The sequence below is a fragment of the Microbispora sp. NPDC049125 genome (genome assembly GCF_040802045.1).
Taxonomy (GTDB): Bacteria; Actinomycetota; Actinomycetes; order Streptosporangiales; family Streptosporangiaceae; genus Microbispora.
Genome location: NZ_JBEZDW010000077.1, coordinates 1 through 13,077, shown reverse-complemented (window position 1 = coordinate 13,077; position 13,077 = coordinate 1). Strand labels below are relative to the sequence as shown.

The 13,077-nt window shown below is 72.1% G+C and carries 2 protein-coding genes; both read left to right on the top strand.

Annotated elements, in window-relative coordinates; all coding sequences use genetic code 11:
* Positions 1–3,429: SDR family NAD(P)-dependent oxidoreductase (locus AB0B72_RS39735; protein WP_367744944.1), on the top strand; the 3,429-nt coding region annotated here is incomplete at its 5' end.
* Positions 3,430–3,454: 25 nt separating this feature from the next.
* Positions 3,455–13,077: SDR family NAD(P)-dependent oxidoreductase (locus tag AB0B72_RS39730; RefSeq protein ID WP_367744943.1), on the top strand; the 9,623-nt coding region annotated here is incomplete at its 3' end.

Genomic DNA, 13,077 nt, shown 5'->3' with positions numbered 1-13,077 from the left:
GAGTTCACTCAGCCGGCGTTGTTCGCGGTCGAGGTGGCGCTGTTCCGCCTGGTCGAGTCGTGGGGCATCGTGCCGGACTTCCTGGCGGGGCATTCCATCGGGGAGATCGCCGCCGCTCATGTGGCCGGCGTTTTGTCCCTGGAGGACGCCTGCACGCTGGTCACCGAACGGGGCCGTCTGATGCAGGCCCTCCCTGAAGGCGGGGCGATGGTCGCCCTGAACGCCTCAGAAGAAGAAGTCCAGCCCCACCTCACCGACCGGGTGAGCATCGCCGCCGTCAACGGCCCCGCCTCCGTCGTCATCGCCGGGGACGAAGAAGCAGTTACCGCGGTCATCGAACGGTTCCCCGACCGCAAGTCCAAGCGGTTACGCGTCAGCCATGCCTTCCATTCCCCGCTGATGGACCCGATGCTGGACGACTTCCGCCGGGTCGCCGAATCTCTGACGTACAACACCCCCCAGATCCCCATCACCTTCGGCTACGACGCGGACTACTGGGTCGCTCACGTCCGTCAGCCGGTCCGCTTCCTGGACACCATGCGGACACTGGAAGCCGAAGGAGTACGGGTCTTCCTGGAGCTGGGCCCCGACGCCGTACTGACCGCGATGGGCCAAGACTGCGCCGACGGCACCTTCATCCCGGCACTCCGCAAGGGCAGGCCTGAGACGGAGACACTCACCACCGCCCTGGCCCGGCTCCACGTCGCGGGCATGGCCATCGACTGGCGGGCTGTGCTCCACGGCGGCCGGCGGGTCGACCTGCCCACCTACGCCTTCCAGCGCCAGCGCTACTGGCTCAGGGCCGCCACCTCCACCACCGACATGGGGTCCGCCGGCCTGGACTCCGCCGATCACCCCCTTCTGGGAGCGGCGGTGCCGCTGGCCGAGGGAGACGGGCTGCTGTTCACCGGCCGGCTCTCGCTCTCCACGCATCCCTGGCTGGCCGACCACGCCGTGGCGGGCACCGTCATCCTCCCGGGCACGGCGTTCGCCGAGCTGGCCATCAGGGCGGGCGACCAGGTCGGCTGCGACCGCGTCGACGAGCTCACGCTGCACGCCCCGCTGGTCCTGCCGGAGCACGGTTCCGTGCAGATCCAGGTCGCCGTCGGCGAGGCGGACGAGACCGACGAGACGGGCACGCGCTCCTTCACCCTGCACTCGCGCACCGGCGACGGCCCCTGGGAGTGCCACGCCACGGGCTTCGTGGGGAGGCGGACCGCCCCGGCGGAGCCGGCCGACCTCGCGGCCTGGCCGCCGCCGGACGCCGTGCCGGTCGCGCTGGACGACTTCTACGACCGGATGGCCGAGGTCGGCTTCGGGTACGGCCCGGCCTTCCAGGGACTGCGGGCGGTGTGGCGGCGAGGTGACGAGGTCTTCGCCGAGGTGCGGCTGGCCGAGGACGCCGAGATGGACGCCGCGGCCTTCGCCCTGCATCCCGCACTGCTCGACGCCGCGCTCCAGGCCATCGGCCTCGGGACCTTCGTCCAGGAGCCGGGGATGCCCTTCTCCTGGTCAGGGGTCTCGGTCGCCGTCCCCGGCGCCTCCGCCGCACGGGTCCGGCTGGCGCCGGCGGGCAGGGACGCCGTCGGGCTGACCCTGGCCGACGGGGCCGGCCGCACCGTGGCCGTGGTGGAGTCGCTGGTCCTGCGGCCGATCTCGGACCAGCTCGTCACCGGGCACGACGCGCTGTTCGGCGTCGACTGGGCCCGCGTCCCCCTCGACCGGTCCGACGGCATCCCGATCCCGCGCCTCGACGCGCTGGCCGACGGCGATGCCGTACCGGACACCGTCCAGGCGTCGGCGCCCGACGCGCATGCGGCGCTGGCGCTCGCGCAGCGATGGCTGTCCGATGAGCGGTTCGAGCACTCCCGTCTCGTCTTCGTCACCAGGGGCGCCGTCGCCGCCGACGCCTCCGAGGACGTGCCCGACCTGGCCGCCGCCACCGTGTGGGGGCTGGTCAGATCGGTGCAGTCGGAGCATCCCGGAAGATTCGTCCTCGCCGACGTCGACCGTGACGATCCCGTCCTCCTCGCCGCCGCCGTGGCCACCGGCGAACCGCAGGTCGCCCTGCGCGGCGGCGCCGTCCACGCGCCGCGCCTGGCACGGGCGGCCGCCGACGGCGAACGGCTGACGCTGGATCCCGAGGGCACCGTCCTGATCACCGGTGCGACGGGCGCGCTGGGCCGCCTCGTGGCGAGGCACCTGGCGGCGGAGTACGGCGTGCGCCGCCTGCTCCTCGTGAGCCGCCGCGGCCCCGGCGCGCCGGGCGCCGCCGAGCTGACCGCCGAGCTGGCCGCGTTGGGCGCCGCCGCCACGGTCGTGGCCTGCGACATCGCCGACCGGGACGAGCTGGCCGCACTGCTCGCCGAGCACTCCCCGCGCGCGGTCGTCCACACCGCCGGAGTGCTCGACGACGCCACCGTGGCCTCGCTCACCCCCGAACGGCTCGACGCGGTCATGCGGCCGAAGGCCGAGGGCGCGCGCAACCTGCACGAGCTCGCCGGAGACCTGGACGCCTTCGTGCTGTTCTCGTCGGTCGCCGGCACGTTCGGCGCCGCCGGGCAGGCCAACTACGCCGCGGCCAACGCCTTCCTCGACGCGCTCGCCCAGCACCGGCGCTTCCGCGGCCTGCCCGCGGTCTCGCTCGCCTGGGGCCTGTGGGCCGAGGCCGGCGGCATGGGCGGAGGGCTGGAAGAGGCCGACCTGGTCAGGATGGCCAGGGCGGGCATGGCCCCGCTGTCCGCCGCCGAGGGGCTCGCGCTGTTCGACGCGGCGCAGGCCGCGGGCCGGCCGGTGCTGCTCCCCGCGCGGCTGGATCTCGCGGCCATGCACACGGGTGAGACCGTGCCGCCGCTGCTGCGCGGGCTGATCCGCCCATCCCGGCGGCGCGGACCTGCCGCCACGGCCACGCAGGCGGCGACGCTGCCGGCGCGACTTGCCGGGCTGTCGCCGGCCGAGAGGGAGCGCGCTCTGCTGGAGACGGTGTGCACGCAGGTCGCCGGGGTCCTCGGGCACGCGCCGGGGACGACGGTCGACGGCGGCAGGGCGTTCAAGGAGCTGGGCTTCGACTCCCTCACCGCCGTCGAGCTGCGCAACCGCCTGAACGCGGCCACCGGGCTCAGGCTCCCCGCCACCCTGATCTTCGACCATCCCACCCCCGCGGCGCTCGCGGAGCGCCTGGGGGCCGACCTCTTCCCCGAGGCCGACGCCGGTCTGCTCGGCGACGGCGAGGCGGACTTCCGCAGGGCACTGTCAGCAGTCCCGCTGGCCCGCCTGCGGGAGGCCGGGCTGCTCGACAGCCTGCTGGAACTCACCGGAATGCGTGACGAGGCCCTCGCGGCGCCCGATGCGGGCGAGGACGAGGACTCGATCGACTTGATGGACGCCGAAAGCCTGATCCAGATGGCGTTCGACACTACCGACTCCTGATGATGCCCGACGTGTGGAGCTGAAGATGGCTACGTCCAACGAAAAGATCGTCGAGGCCCTGCGCGCGTCTCTCAAGGAGACCGAACGCCTGCGGCAGCAGAACCGCCAGCTCACGGCGGCGTCCCGGGAGCCGATCGCGATTGTGGCGATGAGCTGCCGTTATCCGGGGGGTGTGCGTTCGCCGGAGGAGCTGTGGCGGCTGGTCGCGTCCGGCGGTGACGGCATCTCGCCGTTCCCGGACAACCGGGGGTGGGACGTCGAGGACGTCTACGATCCTGAGCCGGGCCGCGCCGGGAAGACGTACTCGCGGGAGGGCGGGTTCCTGCATGACGCGGCGGAGTTCGACGCCGCGTTCTTCGGGATCTCGCCACGTGAGGCGCTGGCGATGGATCCGCAGCAGCGGCTGCTGCTGGAGATCTCGTGGGAGGCGTTCGAGCGGGCGGGCATCGACCCGGACTCGCTGCGCGGCAGCCGTACGGGCGTGTTCGCGGGCGTGATGTACCACGACTACCTGTCGCGGCTGCCCGCCGTGCCGGAGAGCGTCGAGGGCTTCCTCGGCACGGGCAACGCGGGCAGCGTCGCGTCCGGGCGGCTCGCCTACACCTTCGGGCTGGAGGGCCCGGCCGTCACCATCGACACGGCGTGCTCGTCGTCGCTGGTGGCGCTGCATCTGGCGGTGCAGGCGCTCCGGCAGGGCGAGTGCTCGCTGGCCCTCGCGGGCGGCGTGACGGTCATGGCGACACCGGCGGCGTTCGTGGAGTTCAGCCGCCAGCGCGGCCTGGCGGCCGACGGGCGATGCAAGCCGTTCGCGGCGGCGGCCGACGGGACGGGCTGGTCGGAAGGCGCCGGCGTCCTGCTGCTCGAGCGGCTGTCGGACGCCGAGCGCAACGGGCACGAGGTGCTGGCCGTGGTGCGCGGCTCGGCGATCAACCAGGACGGCGCCAGCAACGGGCTGACCGCGCCGAACGGCCCTTCGCAGCGGCGCGTCATCATGCAGGCGCTGGCGAACGGACGCGTCGCCGCCGACCAGGTCGACGTCGTCGAGGCGCATGGCACGGGCACCACGCTCGGCGACCCGATCGAGGCGCAGGCGCTTCTGGCGACGTACGGCCAGGAGCGGGAGACGCCTCTCTATCTGGGGTCGTTGAAGTCCAACATCGGGCATTCGCAGGCGGCGGCCGGCGTCGGCGGTGTGATCAAGATGGTCATGGCGATGCGCCATGGGGTGCTGCCGAAGACCCTGCATGTGGATGAGCCGTCGCCGCATGTGGACTGGTCGTCGGGTGCGGTCGAGCTGCTGACTGAGGCGCGGCCGTGGCCGTCGATCGACCGTCCGAGGCGGGCCGGGGTGTCGTCGTTCGGGTTCAGCGGCACCAACGCCCACGTGATCGTCGAGCAGGCTCCGGCTGAGGATCGTGCCGAGTCGAGCGAGGCGGACGGCTCCCCGGAGGAGCCCGCCGCCGAGCGCGTCTTCGCCGGCCCGCCGGCGTGGGTGCTGTCGGGCAAGAGCGAGCACGCGTTGCGCGATCAGGCGGTGCGGCTGCGCGGGCATCTGGACGCTCATCCCGAGCTGGATGCGGCGGATGTCGCCTACGCGCTGGCGGTCCGCCCGGCCTTCGACCACCGGGCGGTCGTACGGGGAGACAGCCGGGACGCGCTCGGGGACGGCCTTGCCGCCCTGGCCACCGGTACGGAGGCCCCCGGCGTCGTTCGGGGGACCGTGACCGGCGGCAAGGTGGCGTTCCTGTTCACCGGGCAGGGGTCGCAGCGGGCCGGGATGGGCCGGGAGCTGTACGAGACGTATCCGGTGTTCGCCGAGGCGTTCGACCAGGTGTGCGCGCGTCTGCCGGTGAAGGACGTGATCTTCGGGGATTCTGGGCTGCTGGACCGGACGGCCTACACCCAGCCGGCGCTTTTCGCCGTCGAGGTGGCGCTGTTCCGGCTGGTGGAGTCGTGGGGCATCGTTCCGCACTTCCTCGCCGGGCATTCGATCGGCGAGATCGCCGCCGCGCACGTGGCCGGGGTGCTGTCTCTGGAGGACGCGTGCACGCTGGTGGAGGCACGGGCACGTCTCATGCAGGCGCTTCCCGAGGGTGGGGCGATGGTGGCGCTCCAGGCTTCGGAGGAGGAGGTGCTGCCGCACCTCACCGACCGGGTGAGCGTCGCCGCGATCAACGGCCCTTCGTCGGTCGTCGTCGCGGGTGAGGAGGACGCCGTCGCGGCGGTGGTCGCGGCTTTCGAGGGCCGCAAGTCCAAGCGGCTGAAGGTCAGCCACGCCTTCCACTCGCCGCTGATGGACCCGATGCTGGACGACTTCCGTGAGGTCGCCGAGTCCCTGACGTACAACCCGCCCCGGATTCCGATCGTCTTCGGCTCGGACGCCGACTACTGGGTCTCCCACGTCCGTCAGCCGGTCCGGTTCCTGGACACCATGCGGACGCTGGTAGCCGAGGGCGTGCGGGTCTTCCTGGAGCTCGGTCCCGACGCCGTACTGTCCGCGATGGGGCAGGACTGCGCCGACGGCACCTTCGTCTCGCTGCTCAGGGCGGGACGTTCCGAGCGTGAGACGTTGACGGCCGGGCTGGCGCTCCTGCACGTCAGCGGTGTGGCTCTCGACCGCGGGGCCGTGTTCGCCGGTGGGAGCACCCGGCGGGTGGAGCTGCCGACATACGCGTTCCAGCGGGAGCCGTACTGGCTGGACGCACCCGCCGGGTCGGGCGACGTGCGGTCGGCCGGTCTGGGAACGGCGGGCCACCCGCTGCTGGGCGCGGCGGTCACGCTGGCCCACGGCGAAGGATTCCTCTTCACCGGACGGCTGTCGCGCCGGTCGCACCCGTGGCTGGCCGAGCACGCCGTCATGGGGTCGGTGATCTTGCCCGGCGCGGCCTTCGTCGAGCTGGCGATCAAGGCGGGGGACCAGGCGGGATGCGGCCTGCTGGAGGAGCTGACGGTCGAGGCCCCGCTGCTGCTTGCCGGCGAGGGCGCGGTGCAGTTGCAACTGCTGGTCGGCTCCGCTGACGAGTCGGGGCGGCGCTCCGTCGAGGTGTACTCGCGGCCCGAGGGCGACTTCGCCGAGCTGCCCTGGACGCGCCACGCGTCGGGCGTGCTGGCCTCCCACGCGGCCTCCGGCGACTTCGACCTCGCGGCGTGGCCTCCGGCAGGGGCCGAGCCGGTCGACCTGACGGATCACTACGAGCGCCTGGCCGACGTCGGGTTCGGGTACGGCCCGGTCTTCGCCGGGCTGCGCGCGGCCTGGCGGCGGGGTGAGGACGTCTTCGCCGAGGTGGCACTGCCCGCCGACGCGGAGCCGGAGGGGTTCGGGCTGCATCCCGCGCTGCTCGACGCGGCGTTGCACGCGATCAGCCTCGGCCGGTTCGCCGACGGCGACGGTGCGCGGCTGCCGTTCTCCTGGAGTGACGTGAGCCTGCGGGCGGTCGGATCGGCCTCTCTCCGCGTACGGCTGTCGCCCGCCGGCCGCGACGGGGTGGCCCTTGAGCTGGCCGACGAGTCCGGACGGGCGGTCGCGTCCGTCGGCTGCCTGACGCTGCGCCCGGTCTCCGTCGAGCAGCTCAGCGTGCGGCGGGTGGAGTCGCTGTTCGGGGTGGAGTGGGTTCCGGTTCCTGTTCCGGTGGCGGCTTCTGCGGAGGCCGGGCTGGTGGTCGTGGAATGTGGTGGGGGTGAGGTGGGGCCCGCGGTGGAGCGGACCTTGGGGGTGGTGCAGGAGTTCCTGGCCGATGAGGGGTTGTCCGGTTCGCGGCTGGTCGTGGTGACGTCGGGTGCCGTGGGGCCGGAGGAGGGCTCCGACGATCTGGCTGGTGCGGCGGTGTGGGGGCTGGTGCACTCGGCGCAGGCGGAGAACCCCGATCGGATCGTCTTGGTCGACACCGATGACCTTTCGGCTGTCGCGATGGCGGTGGGGGCCGGTGAGCCGCAGGTCGCGGTCCGCGACGGCAAGGTCTTCGCCCCCCGCCTGACCCGCGTGGTGGCGCCCACGGCGGAGACGACCGTACCGGCGGGGTCCGCAAGCACGGCCGCGGCCTTCGACGCCGACGGCGCCGTCCTGATCACCGGTGGGACCGGCACTCTTGGCGGACTGCTGGCGCGGCACCTGGTGACGCGTTGGGGGGTGCGGCGTCTGGTGCTGACCAGCCGCCGTGGTCTGGACGCCCCCGGCGCCGGTGAGCTGGTCGCCGGCCTGGAAGAACTCGGCGCCTCGGTAGCCGTCGCGGCCTGCGACGTCGCCGACCGGGCGGCGCTGGCCGGCCTGATCGATGAGATCGGGCCTTCGCTCACCGGGGTGATCCACACCGCTGGAGTCCTGGACGACGGCGTGATCACATCCCTGACGCCGGAGCGGCTGGAGCGGGTGCTGAGGCCCAAGGCCGAGGCCGCGCTGCACCTGCACGAGCTGACACGCGGGCTGGACCTGCGGGCCTTCGTTCTGTTCTCCTCCGCCTCAGGGGTGTTCGGCAACGCCGGTCAGGGCAACTACGCGGCGGCCAACGCACTCCTCGACGCGCTGGCACGGCACCGCCGCGCCCAAGGGCTGCCCGGCGTCTCGCTGGCCTGGGGCCTGTGGGACCAGGACTCCAGCATGGCCGCCGAGCTCGAAGCGTCGGACGTCGAGCGGATGGCTCGAAACGGCGTCTCGGCCCTGTCGGCGCGGGAAGGGCTGAGCCTGTTCGACGCCGCCCTGGACGCCGACCGGCCGGTGCTGGTGCCGATCAAGCTGGACCTCGCGGCCATGGCCCGCGGTGGGGTGCCCGCCGTGCTGCGCGGGCTCGTCAGGACCCCCGTACGGCGCAGCGTGGAGCGCCACCCGGGCGCCTCGGCACTGCGGGACCGCCTGGCCGCGCTGCCGCACGCCGAACGTGGACGGTTCCTGGTCGACCTGGTTCGCGGGCATGTCGCCGCCGTGCTGGGCCACGCGTCGCCGGACGGAATCGAGCCGGGCAAGGCGTTCAAGGAGCTGGGCTTCGACTCCCTGACCGCGGTCGAGCTGCGCAACCGGCTCAACACCGACACCGGGCTGCGACTGCCGGCGAGCCTGGTGTTCGACTATCCGAATCCCGCCGTGCTGGCCGAGCAGCTCCTCACCGAGATCCTCGGCATCGGCGGCGAAGTCGTCACCCCGGCCGCCAGCCCCGCCTCCGGCGCCGACGAGCCGATCGCGATTGTGGCGATGAGCTGCCGTTATCCGGGGGGTGTGCGTTCTCCGGAGGAGTTGTGGCGGCTGGTCGCGTCCGGTCGTGACGGCATCTCGCCGTTCCCGGACGACCGTGGCTGGAACGTCGAGACGCTTTACGATCCTGAGCCGGGCCGCGCGGGCAAGAGCTACTCGCGGGAGGGCGGGTTCCTGCATGACGCGGCGGAGTTCGACGCCGCGTTCTTCGGGATCTCGCCGCGTGAGGCACTGGCGATGGATCCGCAGCAGCGGTTGCTGCTGGAGACGTCGTGGGAGGCCTTCGAGCGGGCGGGCATCGACCCGCATTCGCTGCGCGGCAGCCGTACGGGCGTGTTCGCGGGTGTGATGTACCACGACTACGCGGGTCTCGTGCAGCAGCGCATCGAGGACGCGGAGGGTCACCTCGGCACCGGCAACGCGGGCAGTGTGGTGTCGGGACGGCTTTCCTACGTGTTCGGGCTGGAGGGTCCGGCGGTGACGGTGGATACGGCGTGTTCGTCGTCGCTGGTGGCGTTGCATCTGGCGGTGCAGGCGCTGCGGCAGGGGGAGTGCTCGCTGGCTCTGGCGGGTGGCGTGACCGTGATGGCCACGCCGGGCGCGTTCGTGGAGTTCTCCCGGCAGCGCGGGCTGGCGGCGGACGGGCGGTGCAAGGCCTTCTCCGCGTCGGCTGACGGGACGGGCTGGTCGGAGGGTGTGGGCGTGCTGCTGCTTGAGCGGCTGTCGGACGCCGAGCGCAACGGCCATCAGGTGCTCGCGGTCGTGCGCGGCTCGGCGGTGAACCAGGACGGTGCTTCGAATGGCTTGACGGCGCCGAACGGGCCGTCGCAGCAGCGGGTGATCCGGCAGGCGCTGGCCGGTGCGGGGCTTGGTCCGGCGGATGTGGATGTGGTGGAGGCACACGGCACCGGCACCACGCTCGGCGACCCGATCGAGGCGCAGGCGCTTCTCGCGACGTACGGCCAGGAGCGGGAGACGCCTCTCTATCTCGGTTCGCTGAAGTCCAACATCGGGCATTCGCAGGCGGCCGCCGGGGTGGGCGGTGTGATCAAGATGGTCATGGCGATGCGCCATGGGGTGCTGCCGAAGACCCTGCACGTCGGTGAGCCGTCGCCGCATGTGGACTGGTCGGCTGGAGAGGTCGAGCTGCTGACCGAGGCCAGGCCGTGGCCCGAACTGGACCGTCCGAGGCGGGCGGGAGTGTCGTCGTTCGGGTTCAGCGGCACCAACGCTCACGTGATCGTGGAGCAGGCGGCCTCCGTGGAGGAGCCTGCCGCCGAGCTCGCCTTCGACGGCCCGGCGGCGTGGGTGCTGTCGGGCAAGAGTGAGCACGCGTTGCGCGATCAGGCGGTGCGGCTGCGCGGGCATCTGGACGCCGATCCCGAGCTCGGAGCGGCAGACGTGGCCCGTTCACTGGCGGGCCGGCCGGTGTTCGACCACCGCGCGGTGGTGCTGGGCGGGGACCGTGACGCGCTCGTGGCCGGCCTGGGGGTGCTGGCGCGAGGTGAGTCGGCCCCCGGCGTCGTCCAGGGAACCGGTACGGCGGGCAGGCTGGCGTTCCTGTTCACCGGTCAGGGGTCTCAGCGGGCCGGGATGGGCCGGGAACTGTATGAGACGTATCCGGTGTTCGCCGAGGCGTACGACCGGGTGTGTGCTCATCTGCCCGCCATCGACGGTGAGTCGCTGGATCGTACGGAGTTCACTCAGCCGGCGTTGTTCGCGGTCGAGGTGGCGCTGTTCCGCCTGGTCGAGTCGTGGGGCATCGTGCCGGACTTCCTGGCGGGGCATTCCATCGGGGAGATCGCCGCCGCTCATGTGGCCGGGGTGCTGTCCCTTGAGGACGCCTGCACCCTGGTCACGGCCCGGGGCCGTCTGATGCAGGCCCTTCCCGAGGGCGGGGCGATGGTGGCCCTGAACGCCTCAGAAGACGAAGTCCAGCCGCACCTCACCGAGCGGGTGAGCGTTGCCGCGATCAACGGTCCTTCGTCGGTCGTCGTGGCCGGGGACGCAGACGCGGTCGACGCGGTGGTCGCGCGGTTCCCCGGCCGCAAGTCCAAGCGGCTGAAGGTCAGCCACGCTTTCCACTCTCCGTTGATGGACCCGATGCTGGATGACTTCCGCCAGGTCGCCGAGTCCCTGACGTACAACCCTCCGCGGATTCCGATCACATTTGGCCACGACGCGGACTACTGGGTTGCTCATGTCCGGCAGCCGGTGCGCTTCCTGGACACGATGCGGACGCTGGAAGCCGAAGGAGTACGGGTCTTCCTGGAGCTCGGCCCCGACGCCGTACTGACCGCGATGGGCCAGGACTGCGCCGAGGGCGTCTTCATTCCCGCTCTGCGCCGGGGACAGCCCGAGCCGTGGACGTTGCTGCACGCCGTCGCCAAGTTGCAGGCCGTTGGAGCTGCCGTTTCCTGGGAGACGGTGGCCGGGGGATCCGGGCGCCTCGTCGACCTGCCGACGTATGCCTTCCAACGGCAGCGCTACTGGCCGGACGGCGTCGCCGTGCTCCCGGGCGACGTGACCGGCCTGGGCCTCGCCTCCGCCGGCCATCCCCTGCTGGGCGCCGCTGTGCCGCTGGCCGACGGTGACGGGTTCCTGTTCACGGGTCGCCTGTCGCTCCAGTCGCATCCGTGGCTGGCCGATCATGCGGTGCTGGGGTCGGTGATTCTGCCGGGGGCGGCGTTTGTGGAGTTGGTGGTCCGGGCCGGTGATCAGGTGGGGTGCTCGCATGTCGAGGAGTTGACGTTGCGGGCGCCGTTGGTGGTGCCGGACGGCGGTGGGGTGCAGCTTCAGGTGGTGGTGGGCGCCGCCGATGGGGCGGGGCGGCGGATGGTGGAGGTGTATTCGCGTCCGGAGGGGGTGGGGTGGAGCCATCATGCGACGGCGTGGCTGGTGGCTGAGGTGCGGGGTGAGGACTTCGGGTTTGAGGTGTGGCCGCCGGCGGGGGCGGAGCGGGTTGATCTTGCGGGTCATTATGAGCGGTTGGCGGATGCGGGGTTCGGTTATGGTCCGGCGTTCGCGGGGTTGCGTGCGGCGTGGCGTCGGGGTGGGGAGGTGTTCGCCGAGGTCGCGTTGCCGGATGGGGTGAGTGGGTCGGGGTTTGGTCTGCATCCGGCGTTGCTGGATGCAGCGTTGCATGCGATCAGCTTGGGCGGGTTTGTTGAGGGTGAGGGTGCCCGGCTGCCGTTCTCGTGGAGTGATGTGAGTCTGCGGGCCGCCGGTGCGACGGGGCTCCGTGTACGTCTGTCGCCTGCGGGTGCCGATGGGGTGGCGCTTGAGATGGCCGATGGTGCCGGGGCGCCGGTGGCGTCGGTGGGGTGTTTGACGCTCCGCCCGGTCAGCGCCGAGCAGTTGGCGTCTGATGTCCCCGGTCACCGTGACGGCCTCTTCGTCCTGGATTGGACCGAGCTTCCCGGCGCGACCATCGCGCCGACGGAGGCGTGGGCGTTCGTGGGGGGTGCGGAGGGCTACGTCGATTGGGCGGCCCTGGATGAGGCGCTGGTGGACGGGGTGGCCGTTCCCCCGGTGGTGGTGCTGTCTGCGGATGCCGGTGTGGATGTCGCGCTGCCGTTGAGGGTTCGCCAGGCGGCGTTGACGTTGCTGTCTGGGGTGCAGGCGTTCGTGGGTGATGAGCGGTTTGATGAGTCGCGGTTGGTGGTGCTGACGTCGGGTGCGGTGGGGCCGGAGGAGGGTCCTGGGGATCTGGCGGGTGCGGCGGTGTGGGGGCTGGTGCGCTCGGCTCAGGCGGAGAATCCCGATCGGATCGTGCTGGTCGACGCCGACGACCCGTCCGCTGTGGCGGTGGCGGTGGGGTCGGGTGAGCCGCAGGTCGCGGTCCGCGACGGCAAGGTGTTCGCTCCCCGGTTGATGCGCGCGGCGGTGAGTGAGCCGGTGCCTGACGGGTTGGACGCCGAGAGCACGGTGTTGATCACCGGCGGTACGGGGAGTTTGGGCGCGCTTTTGGCCCGGCATCTGGTGGTGGGGCGTGGGGTGCGGCGGTTGGTGTTGACCAGCCGGCGTGGTCTGGATGCTCCGGGTGCGGGTGAGTTGGTCGGGGAGTTGGAGGAGCTGGGTGCGTCGGTCGCGGTGGTGGCCTGTGATGTGGCCGACCGGGACGCGGTGGCGCGGTTGCTGGTCGATCATCCGGTGGATGCGGTGGTGCATACCGCGGGGGTGCTGGACGACGGGGTGATCACCTCTTTGACCCCCGAGCGGGTGGAGGCGGTGTTGCGGCCGAAGGTGGACGCGGCGCTGCACTTGCATGAGCTGGCCGGTGATGTGCGGGCGTTTGTGTTGTTTTCTTCGGCGGCGGGGGTGTTCGGTAACGCCGGTCAGGGCGGGTATGCGGCGGCGAATGCGTTCTTGGATGGGTTGGCGGCCTATCGGCGTTCCCTGGGGTTGGCTGGGGTGTCGTTGGCGTGGGGGTTGTGGGAGCAGGACGCGGGGATGGGGGCCGGTGC